General features: G+C 61.7%; 18 protein-coding genes and 1 pseudogene. 5 read left to right on the top strand and 14 right to left on the bottom strand.

All coding sequences use genetic code 11. The annotated features are described in order from the left end of the window. The coding region (locus PDO_RS15350) for an ABC transporter substrate-binding protein (protein ID WP_007603680.1) at positions 1-1,756 on the bottom strand (1,756 nt) is incomplete at its 3' end. Continuing rightward, positions 1,753-3,654, bottom strand: a complete 1,902-nt coding sequence (locus tag PDO_RS15355) for an ABC transporter ATP-binding protein (RefSeq protein WP_037074358.1) — start codon at positions 3,652-3,654, stop codon at positions 1,753-1,755. The genes PDO_RS15355 and PDO_RS15350, both read right to left, overlap by 4 nt. Before the next feature lie 204 nt (positions 3,655-3,858). Here PDO_RS15355 and PDO_RS15360 point away from each other — a divergent pair, with 204 nt between their 5' ends. Continuing rightward, a complete protein-coding gene (locus PDO_RS15360; protein WP_007603683.1) occupies positions 3,859-4,821 on the top strand; it encodes a glycosyltransferase family 32 protein in 963 nt (320 codons plus the stop codon). A gap of 91 nt (positions 4,822-4,912) precedes the next feature. After that, positions 4,913-6,772 (top strand): DNA helicase RecQ, encoded by a 1,860-nt coding sequence (gene recQ, locus PDO_RS15365; RefSeq protein ID WP_007603685.1) that lies wholly within the window; start codon positions 4,913-4,915, stop codon positions 6,770-6,772. Between the two features lie 40 nt (positions 6,773-6,812). Here recQ and PDO_RS15370 read toward each other — a convergent pair whose 3' ends face one another. Then, on the bottom strand, positions 6,813-7,214 hold the full coding sequence (locus tag PDO_RS15370) for a (R)-mandelonitrile lyase (protein WP_007603687.1): 402 nt from the start codon (positions 7,212-7,214) through the stop codon (positions 6,813-6,815). A 190-nt stretch (positions 7,215-7,404) separates the two neighbouring features. On the opposite strand from PDO_RS15370, the gene PDO_RS15375 reads away from it, so the two are divergent. Beyond that, a complete protein-coding gene (locus PDO_RS15375) occupies positions 7,405-8,325 on the top strand; it encodes an alpha/beta hydrolase (protein ID WP_007603690.1) in 921 nt (306 codons plus the stop codon). Beyond that, positions 8,322-8,731: pseudogene (locus PDO_RS27285) on the top strand (ACT domain-containing protein). Before PDO_RS15375 ends, PDO_RS27285 begins: the two are co-directional and overlap by 4 nt. Here the strand turns inward: PDO_RS27285 and PDO_RS15380 are convergent. After that, positions 8,724-10,727, bottom strand: coding sequence for a CocE/NonD family hydrolase (locus PDO_RS15380; RefSeq protein WP_007603694.1), 2,004 nt, complete (start codon positions 10,725-10,727; stop codon positions 8,724-8,726). The pseudogene PDO_RS27285 and the gene PDO_RS15380 overlap by 8 nt on opposite strands. A gap of 24 nt (positions 10,728-10,751) precedes the next feature. After that, complete coding sequence (locus PDO_RS15385) at positions 10,752-12,338, bottom strand: ABC transporter substrate-binding protein (RefSeq protein WP_007603695.1); 1,587 nt, start codon at positions 12,336-12,338, stop codon at positions 10,752-10,754. A 126-nt stretch (positions 12,339-12,464) separates the two neighbouring features. Here PDO_RS15385 and PDO_RS15390 point away from each other — a divergent pair, with 126 nt between their 5' ends. Further along, positions 12,465-13,259: a helix-turn-helix domain-containing protein gene (locus PDO_RS15390; protein ID WP_007603697.1), complete on the top strand. Its 795-nt coding sequence runs from the start codon at positions 12,465-12,467 to the stop codon at positions 13,257-13,259. A 4-nt stretch (positions 13,260-13,263) separates the two neighbouring features. Here PDO_RS15390 and PDO_RS15395 read toward each other — a convergent pair whose 3' ends face one another. The 9 genes from PDO_RS15395 to PDO_RS15435 all read right to left on the bottom strand — a co-directional run bounded on the left by PDO_RS15395 (position 13,264) and on the right by PDO_RS15435 (position 25,086). Then, on the bottom strand, positions 13,264-14,895 hold the full coding sequence (locus tag PDO_RS15395; RefSeq protein ID WP_007603699.1) for an ABC transporter ATP-binding protein: 1,632 nt from the start codon (positions 14,893-14,895) through the stop codon (positions 13,264-13,266). Beyond that, positions 14,888-15,715: an ABC transporter permease gene (locus tag PDO_RS15400; protein WP_007603700.1), complete on the bottom strand. Its 828-nt coding sequence runs from the start codon at positions 15,713-15,715 to the stop codon at positions 14,888-14,890. The genes PDO_RS15395 and PDO_RS15400 overlap by 8 nt, the downstream gene beginning before the upstream one ends. Next, positions 15,712-16,818 carry an ABC transporter permease gene (locus PDO_RS15405; RefSeq protein ID WP_007603701.1) on the bottom strand — a complete coding sequence of 369 codons (1,107 nt, stop codon included), beginning with the start codon at positions 16,816-16,818 and terminating at the stop codon, positions 15,712-15,714. Before PDO_RS15405 ends, PDO_RS15400 begins: the two co-directional genes overlap by 4 nt. Further along, the gene (locus PDO_RS15410) at positions 16,818-18,407 is read right to left on the bottom strand and encodes an ABC transporter substrate-binding protein (protein ID WP_007603702.1); all 1,590 of its coding nucleotides are present in this window, start codon (positions 18,405-18,407) and stop codon (positions 16,818-16,820) included. The genes PDO_RS15405 and PDO_RS15410 overlap by 1 nt, the downstream gene beginning before the upstream one ends. Positions 18,408-18,531: 124 nt before the next feature. Beyond that, positions 18,532-19,314: a carnitinyl-CoA dehydratase gene (locus tag PDO_RS15415; protein ID WP_007603703.1), complete on the bottom strand. Its 783-nt coding sequence runs from the start codon at positions 19,312-19,314 to the stop codon at positions 18,532-18,534. Positions 19,315-19,320: 6 nt separating this feature from the next. Next, positions 19,321-21,378, bottom strand: a complete 2,058-nt coding sequence (locus tag PDO_RS15420) for an acetate--CoA ligase family protein (protein WP_007603704.1) — start codon at positions 21,376-21,378, stop codon at positions 19,321-19,323. Positions 21,379-21,381: 3 nt separating this feature from the next. Continuing rightward, the gene (locus PDO_RS15425) at positions 21,382-22,542 is read right to left on the bottom strand and encodes an acyl-CoA dehydrogenase family protein (RefSeq protein ID WP_007603705.1); all 1,161 of its coding nucleotides are present in this window, start codon (positions 22,540-22,542) and stop codon (positions 21,382-21,384) included. Further along, positions 22,539-24,026, bottom strand: coding sequence for a carnitine 3-dehydrogenase (locus PDO_RS15430; protein WP_007603706.1), 1,488 nt, complete (start codon positions 24,024-24,026; stop codon positions 22,539-22,541). The genes PDO_RS15425 and PDO_RS15430 overlap by 4 nt, the downstream gene beginning before the upstream one ends. Before the next feature lie 157 nt (positions 24,027-24,183). Further along, the gene (locus PDO_RS15435; protein ID WP_007603708.1) at positions 24,184-25,086 is read right to left on the bottom strand and encodes a beta-keto acid cleavage family enzyme; all 903 of its coding nucleotides are present in this window, start codon (positions 25,084-25,086) and stop codon (positions 24,184-24,186) included. Between the last annotated feature and the right edge of the window lie 54 nt (positions 25,087-25,140).

Here is a 25,140-nt window from a genome sequence, read left to right on the forward strand (position 1 = left end):
TGCTAAAAACCTGCTGGGTGTAGTGGGACAACATTTCACCCCAGATTGTCGTTCTCTCCTCGGCCGTCGTCGTCTGGCGCCAGGCCCGCAGCCTGTCGACCAGATACTGGACCTCGGGCATGTCGGGCGCCTTGCCCTTTGTCTCGGCGGAAGCAAAGTACATGCCCCAGAGCGGCCATTGCAACTGGTCATCGGAACTCGGCGCCAGGCCGCTTGGTGACATTTCCGAGGTCGGGACGCCGTTGTCGAGGCCCTGCCATACGGACATCATGATCTGACCGCCAATCGCGCGGCTGCGGAAGATGTCGCGTTGGGAGGTGCGAATGAATAGTTGGAGGCCGACCATATGGAAATGGTCGGTGATGAGTTCCAGCACATCGGTTTCCAGCGTGCTTTCGCCGGCGCTTTCGATGATGATATTGGCGGGTCGCCCATCCGGCAGAAGCCGAATTCCGGCCGCGTTGCGGCGATTGAGCCCCGCTTCATCGAGCAGTCTGTTGGCCTGCTCGGGGTCGTGCGACGACCAAGCTGTTGCGTATTCGGGCTTGAAAAGCGGGCTTTCCGGCAGGATCGTATCGGCGCTGGGCTGGGCCAATCCATAAAAAATCGCCTTGTTGAGTTCGTTGCGATCAATCGCCAGTGACATTGCCCGGCGGACGCGTACGTCGCGGAACACCTGCCTCCAGCCATCGTCGACGCAGTTCAGGTTCGGCAGAAGCGAGACCATGGACCCCTGCGTTCGCTTCCACAGCGACACTTTCAGCGGATAGATTTTTTCTGCTTCCTTCAGCAGCGTGTAGTCGGAGAAATCGAGGCCGACGAATTGCAATTCGCTTTCGCCGGTTGCCGTCTTTGCGGCAATGATGTCCGGAGAACTGACATTGAGGATGAGCCGGTCGATATATGGCAACTGCAGGCCATTTTCATCGACCCGGTGGAAATAGGGATTGCGTTCAAAAATGAACTGCTCGGCCGGTGGCGCAATTGTCGGATGCCATGGTTCCAGGGTGGGAAGGTCGGGGTTCTCGGGGCGTTGCTGACGCGACATCTTGATGTGCAACAGCCGCCAGTCATCAACCCGGTGGTGGCGAACCAGTTCGTCGAGAGCCTTTGGGTCCTGGTATTTGGCGTGGAACTGGCGGAGGTAGGCGGAAGGAAGCGCCAGCGCGACCGGAATGGGGGAGGCGAGCTTGGGCAAGAAGTCCGGTATCGGACTGTCCCATGTGTAGCGGATGGTCAGCGGATCGATGACCTCGAAACGCGGCGGCTTGCCGTCGACCAGCAGATCAACCGGCGGACCGCCTTTGTGGATCTCCCGATTGAGGATGACGTCTTCCCAGCAATAGCGAAAGTCTTCGGCGGTGAACGGGTCGCCGTTCGACCACTTGTGACCTTCGCGCAGGCGGAACTCGAAAATGCGTTCTTCCTCGACGGTGAAGGATTGAAGAATATCCGCCTGCAGTTGCAGATGTTCGTCATACCCGACCAGACGGGAATAGCCGTTGATCGGCATCAGTCGAACGTCTCGCTGGCCGCCGATCAACATGCGGGCCGCGCCACCATGCAGGCCCGGTACGCGTCCCATTGCATTCAGATCGACGATGCGAGGCTGTTTCGGCAGGCGATCGGCAACGGGCGGCAGTCGCCCGGCCTCAACGGCTGCACTGAGATATTCGGACTGGCTGTAGGCCGCGCGGGCGACGCCGGGCAGTACCGCGGAAGCCAGCATACCGAGGGCGGTTCGGCGTGTGATCACAGAGCCAGTTCCCGTATATCCACGTTCTTGCGGGCGAGGACGAAATGACCACCCCCAAGATCTGCCGGTGCCATGACATTCTCTTCGTCGCTGTCGCAGAATGCTTTCGCCCAGTTGCCGCGTGACACGGAACTGGTTTGGCCAGCCGTGGCGAAGTTTAGCGGGCGATCCAGATCGGGGAAGGCGACGGCATCCAGCAACGCCTTCGTATAGGGGTGGACAGGTGCGGTCATGATCACTTCCCGAGGTGCGATTTCGACGATGCGGCCGGCCCACATGACGGCGACCCGGTCGGCCATATAGTCAACGACTGCCAGATTATGGGAAATGAACAGGTATGTCAGCCCGAGGTCCTTCTGCAAATCTTTCAGCAGGTTGAGGATCTGCGCCTGGACGGACACGTCGAGGGCAGAAACCGGTTCGTCGCAAATGATGAGACTAGGCGCGAGGGCCAGTGCCCGCGCAATGCCAATTCTTTGTCGCTGGCCGCCAGAGAAGCTGTGCGGGTAGCGGTTCAGCGAGGCTTCGTCGAGCCCGATCGCCTTGATCAGCGCCTTGACTGCCATCTTGCGCTTGGCAACATCGCCATGGCCGTGAATATCGAGCGGTTCGCTGAGAATGTCGCCGACCGTCATGCGCGGCGACAGCGAAGACAGCGGGTCCTGGAAGACCATCTGGATCTTGGTGCGCAGCGCGCGCAGTTCTGAGCCCTTGGCGTTCAGCACATCGATCGGGCCGTCGCCATCGTCGAAGATGACGGAGCCGGTATCGGGTTCGATGGCGCGCATGAGGATCTTGCTGACGGTGGTCTTTCCACAGCCGCTTTCGCCGACCAGGCCCAGACATTCGCCTCGTCTTATGTCAAAGCCGACGCCATCGACTGCGGGCGTTGTCTTGGGTTTTTCGCGGGCAAAGCCGGGCAGTTTCCAGTTGTCCTTGCGGGTCTCGAATGTCTTGCTGAGATTGTCGACCTTGAGAATGATGTCAGGGCCGGAGCGGGCCTGGAATTTCTTGCCGAGCAGGTTTTCCTGATTGACTTCGATTTCCCGCAAGGGTTTCAACCGGTCACCGCGTTTCATGCCGAAATGCGGAATGGCCGCCATCAGGCCCTTCAAATAGGGATGCTCCGGTTTGCGGAATATCGTATCGACAGGGCCCGCTTCCATGATCTCGCCCTGGTAGATGACGACAACCTCGTCGGCGATATTGGCGACGACGCCGAGATCGTGGGTGACCAGCAGGATGGCCATGTCCATTTCGGCCTGGAGATCGCGCAGCAGTTTGAGGATCTGGGCCTGGATGGTCACGTCGAGCGCTGTCGTGGGTTCGTCGGCAATAAGCAAGGCCGGTCCGCAGATCAGCGCCATGGCGATCATCGCGCGCTGGCGCATGCCGCCGGACAGTTCGAACGAATACATGTCGAAGACCTTGCGCGGATCGGGGAAGCCTACCCGCGACAGCATGTGCTCGCAGCGCTCGCGCACCTCCGCGCCCTTGAGGCCGCTATGGATGTGAAGCGCTTCGCCGATCTGGTTGCCAATGGTGTGCAATGGCGAGAACGAGGTCATCGGCTCCTGGAAGATCATTCCCATGCGGCCACCGCGGATCGAGCGGATCTTGGGGCCGTCATGGGGAAGGGGAAGGATATCGATCTGGCCGCTGTCCGACAGTGGATCGTCGAACAGGATCCTGCCCGAAACCGTGGCGGTCGGCGCCTGAAGTCCCATGACTGTCTGGCTGATGACGGATTTGCCGGAGCCCGACTCGCCGACAAGCGCAGTCACCTTGCCCGGCAGAACCCGCAGGTTCGCATCTCTGACGGCGGTGATGCTTGCGCCCATGATCGAAAACGAGACGTGCAGGTTCTCAATTCGCAACAGGTCCTTTGACGGGCGCATTTCGCTTGGACTCATATTTGCCTTCTCGCCCCTTGGATGCTTCTGCATTCGGCTTATAATGTTGCTTGATGAAGAGATTAGCGTGTGCTTCGTTTCTGTCCATGCCTTTCTTTTGCACCACTTTTGTCCTCCGGGGCAAAGTGCACAGGACGGGCGCCCAAGGTACCGCGCACCGATCACGGCCGATATCTTGAGGATTGCAACATGCCAGCCAAGCAAAGACTGAACGCTGTCCTGGAAAAGGCAGCAACCCTCCGTGATGCGGGCGCGTTCGATACGGCGCGGGAACTGCTCAATACACTGGTATCGGACCCCGATCATGCTGTAATGGGACCGAAGACGTCGCTTGGCCTGCCGCGGCGCCTGCATTCGGCGATGCTGAAGCTTGCCAAGGCCGAGGGCGACGCGATCAAGCGCGTCGGCTATCAGTTTCATCTGGTGCCGGACCCCGAGCGCCTGGCGGTTCATGCGCATTTCAGCACGGCAGAGCGACGGGTGCTCACCGAGGCTAACCGGCAGGCAATCCCTCCGATCATCCACCAGATCTGGATTGGTCCGAACGTGCTGCCGCCGTCGACCGCAGCCTGGGAAAAACATGCGGTGAAGCATGGCTACGGCTATTGTCTCTGGCGGGAGCAGGAACTTGAGGCCGCCGGAATTGCCGACAATCCGGCCTTCCAGGCGATGATGCGGGATGGCGACTATCCGGGAGCGGTGGACGTTGCACGCTACGTGCTGCTGGAGCAGGAGGGGGGTATCTATCTGGATTGCGACTGGTACCCGGCGCGGTCCGATATCAGCTTCCACGACCTGCTACCGATGACCGGATTGACCGCGATGCCGGAGGATATCCCGCGTAATACCGGACGAGGCAGCGTGTTGCTGGCAAATTCCTTCATCGCGACGCCGCCGCATCATCCAGCCCTTATAAGGTTGAACGCGGTGCTGTCGTCGGTGGTCGAAACCATGCCCGGGGCGCCGGCCTGGTGGTCTACCGGACCGTTGATCTTCACCCTGATTGGCCGCGGCGGCTCGATTGCCTTGGCGGATTCCAGTTTTGTCGCGGCCTCTCTGAAGAGAGGCGCTGCGTTCGAGGACGTCGAGGCCGCTTGCGAGGCGGCCGAGGCCAGTGATGGCGGCCTGCTTCTGGCGTGGAAATCCTGGTGATGGTTGCGCGTTGACGCCTTCAGTTCCTCTGTTCGGCTCGAAGCGTGATGCAATCTGTGGCAGGTCCCTGCCCAGCCGAGAAAGCGATTCCATGCCGCAGAATGAAAGCCATACCGTTGCCCTGTTTGAAAACGAGGGAATGGACAGTCCCATCTCCGTCCTCAAACGGGTCTATGGTTACCCTGTTTTTCGGGGCAAGCAGGCGGCGGTTATCGATCGGGTGGTATCCGGCGGCGATGCGGTCGTGCTGTTTCCAACCGGTGCCGGCAAGTCGTTGTGTTTTCAGATTCCAGCGCTCTGCCGGAGCGGTGTCGGCGTCGTCGTTTCGCCGTTGATTGCGCTGATGCGCGATCAAGTCGAGGCGCTGAAGCAGTTGGGCGTGCGCGCTGCCGCGCTGAATTCATCGCTGTCGCGGGAAGAATTCATCGATGTGCGCCGGGCTATCGCCCGAGGCGAACTCGATCTTCTCTACGTCACGCCAGAGCGTATCGTGACCCCCGCCTTCAAGGAAACGATCGGCAATGCGAAGATTTCGCTGTTTGCCATCGATGAAGCGCATTGCGTGTCGCAGTGGGGGCATGACTTCCGGCCGGAATATCGTGAACTCGGGCGGCTGGCGCAGGAGTATCCGGGGGTGCCGCGCATGGCACTGACGGCAACCGCCGATCCGCATACGCGCGAAGATATCATCGACAAGCTACAGCTGCATTCGGCTGAGGTCTTCACCACTTCGTTCGACCGTCCGAACATTGCCTATGAAATCGTCGAGCGTGACCAGCCACGTCAGCAGCTTCTGCGGTTTCTCTCCCGCCACAAGGGTTCGAGCGGGATCGTCTATTGCCTGTCGCGCGCCAAGGTCGAGGACACGGCGGAATGGCTGAACACGCAAGGTATCAACGCGCTCGCCTATCACGCCGGCATGGACCGCGCGGTTCGCGACGCCAACCAGGACGCCTTCCTGAAGGAGGAAGATCTCTGCCTGGTGGCGACGGTTGCCTTCGGCATGGGCATCGACAAGCCGAATGTGCGCTATGTCGCGCATCTCGATCTGCCGGGTTCCGTCGAGGCCTATTACCAGGAAACCGGCCGCGCCGGTCGTGACGGGCTGCCGTCGGATGTGTGGATGGCTTACGGCATGGCCGATGTCATCCAGCGCGGGCGGATGATCGATGAGGGTTCGTCCGGCAATGACATCAAGCGGGTCGAACGCGCCAAGCTCAATGCGTTGCTCGCCATCTGCGAGACTGCCGGGTGCCGGCGCCAGGCGATCCTCAAGCATTTCGGTGAAGCACATGGCGGCCAATGCGGCAATTGTGACACCTGCCTCAAGCCGGTCGAGACCTGGGACGGAACCGAGGCTGCGATCAAGGCGCTGGCGGCGATCTACCGCACCGGCGAGCGCTTCGGTACGGGGCATCTGATCGATGTGCTGCTCGGCAACGAGAACGAAAAGACCAGCCGTTTCGGCCATGTCGACATGCCGGTCTTCGGTGCCGGCAAGGAGCTTGCGTCGAAGACCTGGCAATCGGTCTATCGCCAGCTTCTGGCCGCTGGCCTCGTCAGTGTCGACCATTCGGCCTTCGGCGCGCTGAAGCTGGAACCCGAGGCCCGGTCAGTCTTCAAGCGCGAGCGCGAGGTGCATTTCCGCAAGGACCGCCCGACGACCGACAAGGCGTCGCGATCGACCTCCGTCAGTTCGGCCAATGCCAAGGCGGGGCTGGACGGTGCGGATATGGAACTTTTCCAGGCGCTGAGGGCAAAGCGCATGGAGATCGCCAAGGATCTCGGCGTCCCGCCTTATGTCGTGTTCCCCGATACGACACTGGTTGCATTCGCCACCGAGCGGCCGTCGGATGAGGACGAGATGCTCGATATTTCCGGTGTCGGGCAGTCGAAGCTGGAGCGCTACGGCGAGGCGTTTCTCGAGGTTATCCTCGCGCATTCCCGCTAACTGGGTCGATTATCGGAGAAAGCCTGATAGGTTTGCCGTGTCAGCCTGCCGGTTGGTATTCGGCGTCGGTGACATGCTCCAGCCAGTCGACCGATTTGCCATCCAGCGCTTCGTGAATGGCGAGATGTGTCATCGCGACATCGGGAGAGGCGCCGTGCCAGTGCTTTTCTCCTGGAGAGAACCAGATGATATCGCCCGGGCGGATTACCTCAATCGGCTCGCCTTCCCGCTGGGCAAGGCCGGTGCCCGAGATGACGATCAGAGTCTGGCCGAGCGGATGGGTATGCCATGCGGTGCGGGCACCAGGTTCGAAGGTGACGGTGGCCGTGCCCACCCGTGCGGGGGCATCGGCCTGTGTGCGGGCGTCGATGCGCACCATCCCGGTGAAATATTCGACTGGTCCCTTCGTCGAGGCGCTGGCGCCTGCCTTGGTGATCTTCATGTCGTTGTCCTCTGTCGTCGCGAGCCGGCCATGTTGGTGGGCAGATGGGCTGATGGGTGGACTATAGGTCGGGTCATTGTGATGAACAGCATGAAAACGTCGAATGCTGATGATGCGATTTGCTTTGGTGGCAAAAGCGCCTAGCATCGCTCTGACATTTCAAGACGTTTCGCCGAGGCAGATCGCACGCATGAACAGTCACCAGCCGCCGCGTCCCACCGAGCCCGCCATCCTCGAATTCCTCGATATCTGCGACGGGTTCTATCCTCCCGATGCGGTGGATGCCGCCATCGCCCAGCAGCGCGCCTGGTATGATGCGCTTTGCGCCCGCTTCGACCGGCTGCAGCCGGAGGGCATGGTGACGGAGGACAGCCGGATCGGGGCGGTCGCGATCCGGCGCTATCGGCCGGCGGCGATCCGCACGCAGACACTGCTCCAATACATTCATGGCGGCGGGTTCGTTGTTGGCTCGCTGCAGAGCCATCATGCGATCTGTGCAGAGATTGCCGACCATGTCGGAGCCGAACTGGTATCGGTCGATTATCGCCTTGCACCGGAGCATGTCTGGCCGGCGCAGACCGATGACTGTTTTGCCGTGCTGACGCATCTGTTGGCCGATGGGCGCAAGGTCGTTCTGATCGGAGACAGCGCGGGCGGCAACCTGGCGGCAGGGCTGGCGATCCGGGCGCGTGATAGTGGGTTGACCGGCATTGTCGGGCAGGCGCTGGTCTATCCGGCGCTCGGCGGCGATCTGGTTTCGGGATCCTATGCGGAAATGGCCGAGGCGCCTGGGCTGACAACGGCGGATGTCGCCTATTATCGCGCCGTGCTTCAGGCGCCAGCGGACGATGTGGTTGCCTATCCGCTTCTGTCGGCATCGCTTGTCGGTCTGCCGCCTGCCTATATCACGGTGGCGCATTTCGATCCACTGCGGGACGACGGCTGGCACTATGCCGAGAGATTGAGACAGGCCGGCGTGGAGGCGACATTCCGCGACGAACCGCAGATGGTGCATGCCTGGCTGAGGGCCCGGCACATGAGCGAGGGCGCCCGCCGTGGGTTTGATGCGCTTTGCGACGCGATTGCCGGCATGGCGGGTGTTTCCGGATGAGCCGCGGGATCAGCGATCTTTCCGCGCTTCTGGCAGGCCTAGAGCCGATGCTGGTTGATGGCGAATTCGTCTATGCGACCGTATCCCCGGACATGCTCGCCGATTGTCTTGCCATGCAGCCGATCGGCCTGTTTCACGAGGCGGAAGGGTTGACGCTGATCCTGCCGAGGGAAGCTGCTGATGCGGCGAACCTTGAGGCAAGCGCCCCGCTTCGCTGCATCACCATCACGGTGCACTCGTCGCTGGAGGCCGTCGGCATGACCGCTGCGCTGGCAACGGCACTGACCAGGGAAGGCATCAGTGCCAATGTGGTCGCGGCCTACTACCACGACCATATTTCGTGCCGGTTGCGGATGCACACCGTGCCATTGACGCCATCCGGGCGCTGTCGGCCTCGGCTACATGAGATCGCGGCGGATCGCCTTTTGCGGGAAGGTCTTTTCAAAGACTTGCGTCTCACCCTCGTAAGCGACAACCGACGCACTGATCAGCCATTCCGTCTCGGTGCAGGCGATGCGCGAGGTCGATACCGTGCGCACCGACCAGCCGGGTCGCTGCATGTCGCAGGTCCAGACTGATGTTCCGGTCATCGACAAAGGATCTCCTGGCGAGATCGACCAGGTCTCGTCGCGCAGCTGGCGAGTCGAAAGCCCGGTGTCCGGATGCTCGAACAAGCCAGTATCCTCGTAGATCATATAGTCCGTGCGGTTGGCCGACATGTCGCGGACGACGTTTCGTTCGGTCTTGCCCGGCGCATGCTCGATATAGGTTGGCAGTGGATCGGGATTATCCGGCTGCTTCATTTCGAACGTGTCATGGGCGCCCAGTTTCGGCATGGCGAGGCCGAGCGAGGCGATGTCGAGGGTGAGGCCGGCATCGGTCGGAGATGGCAGCACCATCGGCCAGTAGGCCGTGGAGAGCGACAGGCGGATGCGATGGCCTGGCTTGAATCGGTAGCCGCAGGCGTCCAGCAGCAGGCGGATCTGCGTCCGCATGCCGGGCTGCATCGGCTGCGGATCGCCATTGCCGTCGCGGTGGGTGAGGTTGAGCACGCCGAAGGCGACGCGCGTCGCCGAGCCGTCGGGATGGATGTCGACGATGCGGGCAATCAGGTTGGCCACAGGCGCGTCGCTGCTGAGGGTTATGGTAAGCTCCGGGCGACCGAAGAAATCATGTGCGGCCGATAGTGGTCCGGTCTGGAAGGTCAGCGAACCGGCGTCGTCGACACGCTGGTCGCCGGCGAGTTCCGCGTCGGGCTTCAGGGTGAACCATTCGCCGGCGGCGGTGCCGGTATCGAGCGGCGATTTCAGATAGACGTCATGGACCGGTGCATGCGGGATCGGCAGGCCTTCGGTAAGCGTGCCGAAGGCTTCGACGTAGAAGCATTGCATTTCAGGCCGCTGCCAAGTGTCCTTGGAGATCCAGAAGCCGGGATCGACATCGCGGCGCGGCGCGGGCTTGGGTCCTTCGAGGATATAGGCACGGGCTTGCGGCAGGTTTTCCACGCCGTTTTCCTCGCCGCGCAGCCAGCGATTCCAGAAGGCGATGGCCTCGCCGTGGAAGTCTGCGCGGGGCTTGGGCCAGGCAAAATGCGGATATTTGTGGACCCACGGGCCGATCAGGGCCTTGGCACGGTCGCTCATGCCTTCGACGGCCAGAAGGGGCGTGTTTCGATAGCCATCGGCCCAGCCGGCGATCACCAGCGAAGGCACCTCGACAGCGGAGAAATCCTCGCCGATCGAGCCGTGTTTCCAGAACCCGTCACGGCGCTGGTGGGTGAGCCATTCCTCCATGAAGAAGGGCTCATTTTCCAGCCGCTCCCTCCACATGTCGCGCCAGCGATCACCGACGATCTCGGGGTCGGGCGCGCGTGACTGATAGGCGAGCATGGTTGCGGCCCAGGAGAGCTGGGCCGACAGATGCGTGCCGTTCTTGTAGTGAATGTCGTCATTGTAGCGGTCGGTGGTGGAGGCGATCGAGATGACGGCCTTCAATGCCGGAGGCTGGAGGGCCGCGACCTGCAGGCAGTTGAAGCCACCCCAGGAGATGCCCATCATGCCAACCGAGCCGTTCGACCAGGGCTGGTCCGCGATCCAGGCGATCAGTTCGCAGGCATTGGCGAGTTCCAGCTCGGTATATTCGCCGTCGATCACGCCATCAGACTCGCCGGAACCGCGGATATCGACGCGGACACCGGCGATGCCGGCGGCGGCAAAGACCGGATAGGTCGATTCGTCGCGCGGGCTGGTCCCGTCGCGCTTGCGATAGGGAAGGAATTCGAAGACGGCAGGAACGGGGTCGGCGTCTGCACCATCCGGCATCCAGATGCGGGCGGCGAGGCGGGTTCCGTCGGCAATCACGATCCATTCGTTCTCGATGACGGTAAAGCTGCGTGTGGACATGTTTCTAACCCCGTTCCCCAAGTCTTACGCGTCGAACCAGACACGGCTGCCGATGTAGCCGTTCGACATGTCGTTGCCGATATCCTCGACGAAGCCCTTGAGCGATGTCGATGCGGCCATGATGTAGTCGTTGAAGACCGGCAGGATCAGGCCGCCTTCGTCGCGGACCATCACCGCCATGGTGTGATACATTTCACGGCGCTTGGTTTCGTCCAGTTCCGAACGTGCCTGCAGCAGCATCTTGTCGAAATCCTCGCGCTTGAAATGCGTATCGTTCCATTCGGCCGTCGACAGGTAGGATGTCGAATAGCGCGAATCCTGCGTCGGGCGGCCGCCCCAGTAGGAGGCGCAGAAGGGCTGCACGTTCCATACATTGGTCCAGTAGCCGTCTTCCGGCTCGCGCTGGACCTGGATGTCGATCCCGGCCTTCTTGGCGCTTTCCTGATAGAGCACGGCCGCATCGACAGCGCCGGCAAAAGCGGCATCCGATGTCCTGAGTAGGATCGGCCGGTCGTGACCGGATTTCTTGAAATGGAAAGCGGCCTTGTCGGGATCGTAAGCGCGTTGTTCGATGCCTTCCGGGGCAAGCGCATAGGCGCCGTTGACCGGGTAGTCGTTGCCGATCGTGCCGTAGCCACCGAGAACACGGTCGAGGATTTCCTGGCGGTCGATCGAATACTTCAGCGCTCGCCGCAGGTCGTTGTTGTCGAACGGTGCGGTGTCGCAATGCATCAGGAAGGAATAGAAGCCCTTGCCGGCATTGCGAATGATCTCGACCTTCGGCGCGCGCTTGAGCAGCGGCACGGTCTTCGGGTCGATATTGTTGATGAAATGTACCTGGCCGGACGACAGGGCGGCGATACGGGCGGTCGCATCGTTCATCACGATGATCTCGACGCTGTCGACGTAACCGCGATCCGAGCGCCAGTCTTCAGTGTTCTTCTCGAATGTGGCGCGGACGCCGGCTTCGAAGCTCTTCAGCTTGTAGGGGCCTGTGCCAATCGCCGCTGTCGGATTGTCGACACCGCCGCCCGGCTGGATGATCAGGTGATAGTCGGTCAGCATCAGCGGCAGGTCGGCATTGCCTTCCGTCAGCGTCAACACCAGGTCGCCGCCCTTGTCCTCGATGCTCTTGATCGACGACATCAGGCCAAGTGCGCCGGACTTGGAATTGGCGTCCGAGTGGCGCTTCAGCGTCGCGATGACGTCGGCAACCGTCATCTTGCTGCCGTCATGGAAGGCGATGTCGCTGCGGATCTTGAAGGTCCAGACCGAGGCATCGGCCGAGGGTTCCCAAGACGATGCTATCGAAGGCAGGGCCGCACCGGTCTTCGGATCGGATTCGACCAGCGTGTCGCCCCAGAGATGACCGACGACGAAGAGAACGGACGCACTGTAGGTGGCGGGATCCAGCGTGTCGGTGGCAGCACCACCCTTGAGGCCCATCTTCAGATGACCGCCACGCTTGGGTTCCTGCGCTCTGGCGCCGGTCGGCAGAAGCAGGTTGCCGCCAAGGCCGGCGGCGAGGCCGAGCGCGGTCGTGCCGCCGAGAAAACCGCGGCGGTTGATGCCTGCGCCGAGCAGGCCGGAATTGCTGGTAAAGTCACGCATTTTGGTTGCCCCTTTTGTGGTTTGTTGACCGGGAGCCTAGCGGCAAGCACCGGCGATACAACTTCGCGACTTGACGCTCTTTGACGCTAGTTTACGCTGCCATCACATGGACAAAGGAACTGGTGTATGGCCGGCCGTGACGCATTTATCGAAAATCTCCGGCTGGCCTGCGCGACGCGGCGGTCGATCTCGGAAATCTGCCGCGATATCGGCCTGAACAGGCAGCAGTTCAATCGCTATATTTCCGGGGAAGCCCGGCCGTCGGCGCATAATCTCGCGCGCATTGCGGGGTTCTTCGGCCTGACTGCACAGGATTTCGAACTTTCCGCTGATGCCTTTCGTCTGCGCATGCAACGGCCCGACCGGCGGCTGGCTGACGACGGCCATCTGCTCGACGGCCTGCCCGGCGACATGCAGGCGTTGCGCCGGCATCTGGGTTATTTCCAGACGTATCATCTGTCGCTGTCGTGGCCGGGACTGGTGGTCTGCTCCTGCGCCCGCCTGCAGGAGGAAAACGGCTCGGTGCATGTCAAATCGATCGAGCGAATTCGCGATGTCGAGAACGAGATCCGGCAATATTCGAAGTATGTCGGTCTGGCCGCCTTCTGGCGAAATCGCATCTTCATCACCGAGCGCAGCATCACCCGCCAGCCGATGATGTCGCAGACGATCCTGATGCCGTTCGACGTGCACCAGCGCGTCTATCTGCGCGGCACGACCATGGGTGTCTCGTGGCGCAAGGAGAACCTGCCCTATGCGTCGCGGGTGATCTGGCGGCATATCGGCCAGGATCCGGACAAGCGGCAGATGCTGGCGCGGTGCGGGGTTCTCTCGTTCGGCGCACGGCAGCTTCCGGCCACCGTGCGCGATTTTCTCCAGACACCGTCAGCCGAGGTGCTGACGGTGCCCGGCGGTTATTGAGGCCTCAGTTGTCGGCGCTGGCCATCTTGCGGGTGGCGAGCACTTTTTCCAACCAGCCGATTTCCATTTCGGGAACGGATTTCAGCAGCAGGTCGGTGTAGTCGTCGAACGGCGGTGCCAGTACCTTCGATTTCGGCCCGAACCGGACCAGATTGCCGCGATGCATGACAGCGACGGAATCGGCGATGGCGCGGACGATGCCGATGTCATGGGTGATGAAGACATAGGAGAGTTGTTCTTCCTCCTGTAGCCTGAGCAGCAGTTTCAGGATGCCTTCCGCCACCAACGGATCGAGGGCCGATGTCGGCTCGTCGCAGAGGATCAGGTCAGGCTTGGCGGCAAGGGCTCTCGCAATCGCCACGCGCTGCTTCTGGCCACCCGACAGTTCTGCCGGATAACGGTCGACGAAGCCCGACCCCATCTCGATCTGGTCGAGCAGTTCCTTCACCCTTGCCGTCTTCGCGGCACCGCGCAGACCATAGTAGAAGGTCAGCGGCCGGCCGATGATGTCGCGGACCGTCTGGCGCGGGTTCATCGCCGTGTCGGCCATCTGATAGATGAGCTGGATGCGGCGCAGGTCTTCCCGGGAGCGGTTCTTCAGGGCCGGGGGCATCTGGTTGCCATCGAAGGTGACGCCGCCTTCGGTATGCGGCAGGAGACCAGTGATGACGCGGGCAAGGGTCGATTTGCCCGAACCGGATTCGCCGACGATCGCCAGTGTCTGCCCCTTGGGAAGATGCAGCGAAACATCATGCAGCACCTTGAAGCCGTTGGAATACTGGGCGCTGACATGCTCGACCTTGAGCAGGGTGTTTGTCTGGTCGGGCGCCTCCTCGCGGGCGGTTTGGCGGACATTGACCAGCGCGCGGGTGTAGTCCTCCCGCGGGGTCTCGATGATCTGCTGCACGGGGCCGTATTCCACCGTCTTGCCGTGGCGCAAAACCATGATGTCGTTGGAGATCTGCGCGACGACGGCGAGGTCATGGGTGATATAGAGGGCTGCGGTATTCGTTTCCTCGATCGCATGCTTGATCGCGGCCAGCACGTCGATCTGGGTGGTGACGTCGAGCGCCGTCGTCGGTTCGTCGAAGACGATCAGTTCCGGGTTGGAGCAGAGCGCCATCGCGGTCATGGCGCGTTGTAACTGGCCGCCGGAGACCTGGTGCGGGAAACGGTCTCCGAAGGTTTCGGGATTGGGCAGGCCCAACACCTGGAACAGGTAGAGCGCGCGCTTGCGGGCCTCCTCACGGCTCATCAGGCCGTGCATGACGGTGGCCTCGATGACCTGATTGCCGAGCTTGTGGGCCGGGTTGAAGGCAGCCGCTGCCGACTGCGCGACATAACACACGCGGGCGCCGCGGATCCGACGGATACCGTTCTTGCCCAAGGGCAGGATGTCGGTGCCGTCGAGCAGGACCTGGCCGCCGGTGATTTCCGCACCGCCACGGCCATAGGCGAGCGCCGAGAGGCCGATGGTGGATTTGCCGGCACCGGATTCGCCGATCAGGCCGAGGACCTTGCCCTTGGCGAGATCGAAGGAGACATTGTCGACCAGCGTGACGCGCTTGGGCGGGGCGCCTGGCGGGTAGCTGGTGGCCTCGATCTTGAGGTTTCTGACGGATAGAAGGTTATGCATCGCCGCGTCCTCCTTTCAGGCTGGACGTGCGCTTGAGCAGCCAGTCGACGACCAGATTGACACAGACCGCCAGGGCGGCGATCGCCCCGCCGGGGACGAGGGCGGCCGATATGCCGAAAATTATGCCGTCCTTGTTGTCCTTGACCATGCCGCCCCAATCCGCTGCCGGCGGCTGGATGCCGAGACCGAGGAAAGACAGGGTGGAGAGGAAGAGGATCGAGAATGCGAAGCGCAAGCCGAATTCGGCGAGCAATGGCGACAGCGTGTTGGGCAGGATCTCGCGGAAGATGATCCAGATCTTGCCTTCGCCGCGCAGCTTTGCCGCCTCGACAAATTCCATCACTGCGACATCGAGTGCCACGGCACGGCCGAGGCGATAGACGCGGGTACTGTCGATCACCGCCATGACGGTAATCAGGATGAAGATGTTCTGCGGAAGCACCGCGAGGATGACGAGGGCCAGGATCAGGGCCGGGACAGACATCATCAGATCGTTCAGGCGCGACAGGACCTGATCGACCACACCGCCGGTGACGGCGGCGGTAAAACTCAGGATCATGCCGAGCGAGAAGCAGAGGATGCTGGCCGCCAGCGCGACGCTGATCGTGGTGCGGGCGCCGAAGATCAGGCGCGACAGGAGATCGCGTCCGAGATTGTCGGTGCCCAGAAGGAAGTCGCCACCCATGGGCAGCCAGATCTCGCCGACAATTTCGCGTTCGCCGTAGGGTGCGATGAAATCGGCGAAGATCGCCGCAAAGATGGCGATGGCGATGCCGAGAATGCCGATCCAGGCGCTAAGAGGTATGGAACGTAATCTCATCTTGGATGCCTCAGCCGCGGGTTGGCCAGAATGGCAAGGATGTCGGCTGCCATGTTGAGCAGGATGTAGAAGGCCGCGAAGATCAGGCCGCAGGCCTGCACGACCGGCATGTCGCGCACGGTCACCGCATCGACCATGTACTGGCCCATGCCGGGATAGACGAAGACTACTTCAACGACCACGACACCGACGACGAGATAGGCGAGGTTGAGGGCAACCACGGTAATCACCGGCGCAATCGCATTGGGAGCCGCGTGGCGGGCGATGATGCGCAGGCTCGACAGGCCCTTGAGTTCAGCGGTCTCGACATAGGCAGACGACATGACGCTGAGGATGGCGGCGCGGGTCATGCGCATCATGTGCGCGAGAACGACCAGAACCAATGTGGTGACCGGAAGGGCGATGGCCTTCAGCCGCTCCAGGAAACCCATGCTGTCATAGACGGTGGACGGGAATGTCGCGATGCCGAGATTGACGGCGAAAAACAGGATCAGCAGATAGCCGATGAAGAATTCCGGCAGCGAGATCGCCGCCAGCGAGACGATGTTGATGATGCGATCAGCCAGGCGGTTGCGGTATTGCACGGCGAGCATGCCAAGGCCAATGGCGAGCGGAACGGAGACGATCGCGGCAAAGAAGGCGAGGAATAGGGAGTTTCCGAGCCGTTTGCCGATCTGTTCGCTGACCGAATTGCGGCTGGCCCAGGACGTGCCGAAATCGCCCTGTACTGCGCCGCCGAGCCAGGTGACGTAGCGCTCGGTCAGCGGCTTGTCGAGGCCGAGATCCTTGCGGATGTTTTCCACTGCCTGCGGCGTTGCCGACTGGCCGAGATAGGTGGTGGCGAAATCGCCGGGAAGGGCTTCGACACCGCCGAATATCAATATGGAGACGGCAAACAGCAACGCCACGCTGAGGGCGAGGCGTTGTAAGATCAGCGATGCGAGCGGGCTGCGCAGGAGCCGGATACCGCCAGCGGTTGCGCCCTTTGCTCCGCTCCCCGTCAGAAGTGCCGGTCCACCCGCAATGATCGCGACCCGGGGCTCTTCAGCCCCGGGCGCATCATTCGGCGTGGCCGGACCCTTGGAAGGTCCAGGGCCCGTCATCAGGCGTCGAGCCAGACGCGGGTAGCAACATAGCCATTCGACATGTCGTTGCCGATGTCGTGCACGTAGCCCTTCACCTGCTTGGAAGCGGCGTTCACGAAGTCGTTGAACATTGGCAGGATCAAGCCACCTTCGTCGCGCACCATCATTGCCATGTCGCGGTACATTTCCTTGCGCTTGGCCTCATCGAGTTCGGAGCGGGCTTCGAGCAGGATCTTGTCGAAGTCAGGACGCAGGAAGCGAGTATCGTTCCAGTCGGCGGTCGAAAGATAGGCGGTGGAATACATCTGGTCCTGGGTGGGACGGCCGCCCCAGTAGGATGTCGAGAAGGGCTGGACGTTCCAGACGTTGGACCAGTAGCCGTCACCCGGCTCGCGCTTGACCTCGATCTCGATGCCGGCCTTTTTTGCGCTTTCCTGATAGAGAACGGCTGCATCGACAGCACCCGGGAAGGCGACGTCGGAGGTGCGCAGCAGGACCGGGCCGCTATGGCCGGACTTCTTGTAATGGAAGGCGGCCTTGTCCGGATCGTAGGCGCGCTGCTCGATGCCTTCGGGGAAGAGCGCATAGGTCTCGTTGATCGGGAAGTCATTGCCGACCTTGCCATAGCCGCCGAGGATCTTCTCGACCATGGTTTCGCGGTCCATGGAATATTTCAGTGCCATGCGCAGGTCGTTGTTGTCGAACGGCGCGGTATTGGCATGCATGATGAATACGTAGTGGCCGCGGCCCGACGTGGAGAGGATTTCGACGGTCGGCGCGCGCTTCAACAGCGATACGGTCTTCGGATCGACGCGGTTGATGTAATGCACCTGGCCCGACGACAGCGCCGCGATGCGGGCCGTGGCGTCGTTGATGCCGATGATCTCGATCGAATCGACAAAGCCGCGATCGGTGCGCCAGTCTTCCTTGTTGCGTTCGAAGGTGGCGCGGACGCCGGGTTCGAAGCTGGTCATCTTGTAGGGACCGGTGCCGTTTGCCGAGCTTGGATCGTCATAGCCGCCATTCGGCTGGATGACGAGGTGATAGTCGGTCAGCAGCAGCGGCAGGTCGGCATTGCCTTCGGTCAGGGTCAGCACGAGATTGCCGCCGTCCGCCTTGATTTCCTTGATCGACTTCATGACACCGAGGGCACCGGATTCCGACTTTTCGTCGGTGTGGCGCTGCAGGGTCTTCACGACGTCTTCGATTGTGAGGTCCTTGCCGTCATGGAACTTGACGCCCTTGCGGATCTTGAAGGTCCAGGTCGAGGCGTCGGCGGAAGGTTCCCAGCTTTCGGCGAGCGCCGGGACCGGCTGACCTGTCAGCGGTTCGGATTCGACCAGCATGTCGCCCCAGCAGCGGCCGATGCAGAACATCACCTGCGACAGGAACTTGGCCGGGTCGTTGCTGTCTGTGGCCGAGCCGCCTTCGAGGCCGAGCTTCAGATGGCCGCCGCGCTTCGGCTCCTGGGCCTGGGCGCTGTCTGCGAAGAGATGGCTTGCGACGGTCAAGGATACGCCGGCGGCAAGCGCACGGCCCATGAATTCGCGGCGGCTCAGGCCGCCGGTGGTGGCGCCCTTGGCGAGATATTTCAGATAGTCAGTCATTCCCCTGTTCCTTCGTTATTATGCGTTGACAGAACATTTTCGATCTTCCGCAGGGCAGGTTTCCTCTTCCGTCCGTGCGTCGTCGTTTTCATGCGGGAAAATGGTGCGGTTGCAGCCGCCCTTTTCACTTTCCTTTCCAGATCGGATCGCGTTTCTCGGCGAAGGCCCTTGCACCTTCCTTCTGATCCTCGCTGCCGTAAAGCAGATCGACCGTTGCCAGCTGTCTCCTAGTGACTTTGTTCATGACAGTCTGGAACGGCTCGCCCTCTGCCTCGCGGACGATTTCCTTAATTGCGGCGTAGACAAGCGGCGGGCCGCTTTCGAGCAGGCGCGCCAGTTGCCAGGCGCGGTCCATGAGCTGGTCTGCCGCAACGATTTCGTTGACGAAGCCCCAGCGGTGGGCCTCGGCGCAATCGAGCCAGCGGCCAGTCAAAAGCATGTCCATGGCGATGTGATAGGGTATGCGCTTCGGCAGCTTGATCGAAGCGGCGTCGGCCACAGTGCCCGAGCGGATTTCCGGAAGCGCGAAAGTCGCATGGGCGGCGGCAATGATCAGGTCTGCCGACAGCGCGATTTCCAGTCCGCCGCCGCAGCAGATACCGTTGACGGCGCAGATGACCGGCTTGTTCAGGTGCCGCAGTTCCTGCAATCCGCCAAAGCCGCCGACGCCATAGTCGCCATCGACCGCATCGCCGTCGGCAGCCGCCTTCAGATCCCAGCCGGCACAGAAGAATTTCTCGCCGGTGGCAGTCAGGATCGCCACGCGCAGATCCGGGTCGTCCCGGAAGCGCTGGAAGATCAGGCCCATCTCACGGCTGGTCGCAAGGTCAATGGCATTGGCCTTCGGGCGGTCGATCACGACCTCGAAGATGCCACCGTCGCGCCGGGTGCGGATCGGACTATTCAACCTATGCTACCTCCTTCGCCGAACGAGGGCATCTGCCGCGACGGCACCTTGCCCATTCTTGAGGATCATCAATGGATTAAGGTCGAGTTCTTCCAGGCTTGCGGCGTTCTTTACGACATAATCTGCTATTGCTGCGACGGTTTTCACTGTGGCGCCGAGATCGCCGGCGGTTGTGTTGCGATAGCCGTCGATGAGTTTTTTGATCTTCAGGGACGATATGGCTTCCAGAATGGCCGCTTCTGTCGTTGGAAGCGTAACAATCGCTGAATCCTGAAGCAATTCAACCAAAATTCCGCCTGCGCCAAGGGTAAGGACCAATCCGGCCAGGGGGTCGCGGATGGCGCCGACGATAAGTTCTGCAACTGGCCGTTCGACCATTGTCTCGATGAGAAAACGTGCTGTGATGGGGGCCATGCTATTGGCTGCCTCTTCAACCTGCTTATGATCGCAAAGGTTGAGAAATACCGCGCCGGCCTCGCTCTTGTGATCGATGCCGAGACCCTTGACGGCGACCGGGAAGCCGAGTTGGGTGGCGTGGATTGCTGCCTGTTGCGGGCTGTCGGCCACAAGACCTTGGGGGATATTTACGCCGAATTTGGCAAGCTCCGTCTTGGCTTCGAATTCGCTCAAGGTTGCCAGGTCACCGGCAATCGGCCGGACATCGAGCATCGGGGCTGCTGCCGGCTTTTGCCATGCCGCCCCGATGTCGCTTGCGACCGCGGCTGCCGTTATGGTCTCGTCGATCCCGCAAAATGCAACGATGTCGTTAGCCATCAATCGAAGCGCAATGTGTTCCGGCATGTTTTCCGGAAGGGTGGCGATGATGCCAGCTCTTGCGCCTGTTTCGCTTGCCGCAGCTGTCACCGCGTCGATCGTCGTGATCCAGTCGGCGTCATCGCAACGGTCGGCGCGCGGCAGGTCGAGCACCAGCAGGTTCAGGGCATAGTTGCCGCGAAACATCGCTGAAAAAGCCCGGTGCTGGCGATCGAAATCGCCCCAGACAAATGTGTGGTAGTCGAGTGGATTGGAGAGCGTAACCATGTCGCCGAGGCTCTGGCGCAGCTCCGGCAATTGCCCAACCTCGAGCGGTGAAAATTCCACGGCTTTGTTGCAGGCGGCGTCGGCGACAAGCGAAGCCTCGCCGCCGGAACAGCTCATCGACGACAGCCTGTTGCTGGAAAGCGGACCTGCGACATGCAGGAGTTTCAGCGTCTCGATCAGTTCAGGTAATGTTGACACGCGACCGATGCCGAGACGGGCAAAGACGGCCGTCGCGACAGCGTCGCCGCCCGCCAAAGAAGCCGTATGAGAAACGGTTGCCATTCGGGCCTGTTCGGATTTTCCGACCTTCAGCACCACGACGGGCTTTTTCAATATACGGCCGCGATCAGCCAGAGCCTGCAATGAGGCGAGACTGTCGAAGCCTTCGACATGCAGGCCGACGGCGGTAACGCGTGGATCTTCGAGTGTCGCCATGGCCAGGTCGCAGATGCCGGTCTGTGCCTGGTTGCCGGCAGTCATCAGATAGGCGATCGGAAGGCCGCGACGCTGCATCGACAGATTGATGGCGATGTTGGAGGACTGCGTCAGGATCGCCACGCCCTTTTCGACGCGGATGATGCCGTGCTGGTCGGGCCAGAGCAGGGCGCCGTCCAGGCCGTTGATCAGGCCATAACAATTCGGCCCGACGATCGGCATTGCGCCGGCCGCTTCGACCAGTGCCGCCTGCAGTGCGATGCCGTCGGCAAATTCACCGGCGGCTTCGCTGAAGCCCGAGGCATAACAGACCGCGCCGCCGGCGCCGACTGCAGCAAGCTTGCGGACGATCTCGACGGTGAGCATCCTGTTTACGCCGACAAAGGCAGCGTCCGGTGTGGCCGGCAGGTCGTCGACCGAGCGATAGCAGCGCCTGCCGAGAACGATGTCGAGACTGGGATGCACTGGCCAGATTTCACCCGGAAATCCCATGCGGTCGCATTGCTCGATGACCCGCCTTGCCTCGCGACCGCCGAAGACGGCGATGGATTGCGGGCGGATCAGGCGGTCGAGCGAGCGTTTGGCCATGCACTACGCTCCGAACGGTCTGAGCAGGTCGCGGCTGATGATATGGCGCTGGATCTCCGAGGTGCCGTCCCAAATGCGCTCGACGCGGGCGTCGCGCCAAAAACGGCCGATCGGGAGGTCGTCCATCAGACCCATGCCGCCGAAAATCTGGATGGCCTCATCCGTCACCCTTGCCAGCATTTCTGAGGCACAAAGCTTGGCGGAAGCGATTTCGCGGTTGGCGCTCAGGCCCTCCTTCAGGCGCCAGGCCGCCGAGAGCGTCAGGAGATCTGCGGCATCGATCTCGGTGATCATGTCGGCGAGCTTAAAGGAGACGCCCTGGTTGGCGCCGATCGGCTTGCCGAACTGCTTGCGTTCGGCAGCATAGGAGAGCGCCATGTCGAAGACACGGCGGGCTCGGCCGACGCAGGTGGCGGCTACGGTCAGCCGCGTACCTGACAGCCATTCATTGGCAATGTCGAAGCCGTGGTCGACTTCCCCCAGGACCTGGGTCGCCGGAAGGCGACAATCGGTGAATGTCAGGATGCTGTTGTGGTAGCCGCGATGCGAGAGTGAGCTGTAACCCTTGCGGATCTCGAAGCCCGGCGTGCCGCGATCGACGAGGAAGGCGGTGATCTTTTTCTTCGGACCTTTCGCTGTTTGCTCCTCGCCGGTTGCGGCAAAGAGGATGACGAAATCGGCGAGATCGGCATGGGAGATGAAATGTTTGGTGCCGTTGACAATGAAATCACTGCCGTCACGGCGGGCCGAACATTTCATGCCCCGTACGTCCGAGCCGGCATCAGGCTCGGTCATGGCGAGGGCATCGACCTTTTCGCCGCGAATAGCCGGCAGCAAATATCGCTCGCGTTGCTCTCCCTCGCAGGCCATCAGGATGCCGGAAGGGCGGCCGAAAAACACGGTCAGGCCCATGGAGCCCCGGCCGAGTTCACGCTCGACCAGCGTGAAGGTCAGCGGATCGAGGCCCGCGCCGCCGAGCTCCTCGGGGAAGTTGCAGCCATAAAAACCGAGTTCGATGCATTTCCTTTTGATCTCTTCACCCAGGTCAGGCGGGACCTCGCCCGTGCGTTCGACGAGGTCCTCGTGCGGGTAGATTTCGCTTTCGACGAAATCACGTACGGTCTGGACGACCATTTCCTGTTCCTGGGTCAGACCGAAGTTCATTTTCTCTGCCCCACATGACGGCCGGCTCCATCGGGAGCAGGAAGGTTGGCATGGGCTGTCGCAATCGGCAGCAGCCGGCCCAGAATTTCGGCCGGTGCCGGTACGGTCTTGCCCGCTGCCGAATTCACATGCAGCAGCATCTGCTCGGCCGTGGCAATGACGTCACCACTCACCGTGTCGTGGATGGTGTGGAAGACATGCAGCCGCTTGTCATCCGTCGAGAGGATCTGGCAGGTCGCATAGATCGCCTGGCCAAGCTTCGCCTCTCCGAGATGGCGGATATGGGTCTCGACCGTGTAGTAGCTGTGACCGGCTTCGACATAGGCAAGATCGGCGCCGATCAGACGCAGCAGGGCGTCAGTCGTGTCGCCGAAGACCTGCAGGTAGCGATGCTCGGTCATGTGGCCGTTGTAGTCGACCCAGGCCGGGCTCACCTTGGTATCGACGAGGCGGAGAGGTTTTGCGAAATCCGGTTCGGTCTTGGAGCCGCCTTTCGCCCAGAGACCCTGCTCGAAATCCTTGAGCAGCTTGCCTGCGCCCCAGCCCTCACCGCCATTGCCACCTTTGAGCGATTGCAGGATGCCGACCAGGTTTTCGTCGCGGATGCGCTCCAATTCGCGGATCGACTGGCCGTTCGCCTGCTCGTCCGACTGCTGGCCGATCTTTTCAACCAGGGCATCGTCGAGATCGACGACGTCGGTAAACTTGGTCCATGGCCATTGCAGGCAAGGACCGAACTGGGCGAGGAAATGTCGCATGCCGGCTTCGCCGCCGGCGATGCGATAGGTCTGGAACAGGCCCATCTGGGCCCAACGTAGGCCGAAGGAATAGCGGATGACATCGTCCAGCACTTCAACGGTGCAGATATCGTCCTTGATCAGCCAGAGTGCCTCGCGCCAGAGCGCTTCCAGCAGACGGTCACCGACAAAAGCCTCGATTTCGCGGGCGATGTGCACGCCCTTCATGCCGATCGGCCCGAGCCGGTCCATGGCGGCCTTTATCGTCTCGGGCGAGGTCTTTTCCCCGCCGACGATCTCGACCAGTGGCAGGAGATAGACCGGGTTGTAGGGATGGGCGACGAACAGGCGCTCGGGGTGCTGCATGTCGCGCTGCAGGTCGGTCGGCAGCAGTCCGGAGGTGGAGGAGCCGATCAGGGCATCGGGCTTTGCAGCGGCATCGATCTTGCTCAGGACGCCGCGCTTCAGGTCGAGCCGCTCGGGCACGCTTTCCTGGATCCAGTCGGCTCCGATGACGGCCTCTTCCAGCGTTTCGCAGAAGGTGAGCGTGCCGCGCGCCGGCAGTGGTGCGCCGGTCAGCATGGCATAGGCGCGCTCAGCATTGGCCAGCACTTCTGCAACGATGCGCTTGGCTTCCGGATGTGGATCGAAGACAGCGACATCAATGCCGGCCAGTAGGAAGCGGGCGATCCATCCGCCGCCGATGACGCCACCGCCGATGCAGGCTGCCTTGTTGATGCTGGTCATATTCACCTTTTCCCGCTTGCTTGATTAAGTCCTCCTCTCCCCGTTTGGGGGGAGAGGGCTAAGGTGAGGGGCGATTATAAAAAGGTCACTTCAGTTACCTCTCATCCGCCCTTCGGGCACCTTCTCCCCGCAGGCGGGGAGAAGGGAGGCCGCCGGCCTATCGCTTCGTCAATTTCAGTTTTTCACGGACTTCGGCTGGGCCGATGATGCGCGCACCCATGCCCTCGATGACGGTCGCGGCTTTTTCGACGAGCTGCGCATTGGTCGCGAGCTGGCCCTTGCCGGCATAGAGATTGTCCTCCAGCCCGACCCGGACATTGCCGCCGGCGAGCACTGCGGCTGCTGGATAGGCGAGCGCGTTGCGGCCGATCGAAAATGCCGAGAAGGTCCAGCTGGCCGGCACGTTGTTGACCATGGCCATGAAGGTGTTGAGGTCGTCGGGTGCGCCCCAGGGGATGCCCATGCAGAGCTGGATCAGCACCGGATCCTCGATCAGGCCTTCCTCGACAAGCTGCTTGGCAAACCACAGATGGCCGGTATCGAAGGCTTCGATTTCCGGGCGCACGCCAAGAGCCGTCATCTGGCGCGCCATCTCGCGCAGCATCGACGGCGTGTTGGTCATGACGTAATCGCCAAGCGAAAAGTTCATCGTGCCGCAATCGAGCGTGCAGATTTCCGGCAGGCATTCCGCGACGTGTGAGACGCGCTCAGTGGCGCCGGCCATATCCGTGGCCTTCTCGTTGAGCGGGAACGGCGCCTCGACATTGCCGAACACCAGATCGCCGCCCATGCCTGCAGTCAGGTTGAGCACGACATCGACATCGGCTGAGCGGATGCGGTCGGTCACTTCCTTGTAAAGATCGTTGCGGCGGCTGGCAGCGCCGGTTTCCGGATCGCGCACGTGGCAATGCACGACTGCCGCGCCGGCCTTTGCGGCATCAATAGCGCTATCGGCGATCTGCTTGGGGGTGATCGGCACATGGCTCGATCTCGAGACCGTGTCGCCGGCGCCGGTCACGGCACAGGTAATGAATACATCGCGGTTCATCGCAAGAGGCATTGTTGTTCTCCCTCGTTCTTGAGGGCATTACGCAACAAGAATTCAACGGATGCT

It is taken from the genome of Rhizobium sp. PDO1-076 (assembly GCF_000247475.1).
Classification (GTDB): Bacteria; Pseudomonadota; Alphaproteobacteria; order Rhizobiales; family Rhizobiaceae; genus Allorhizobium.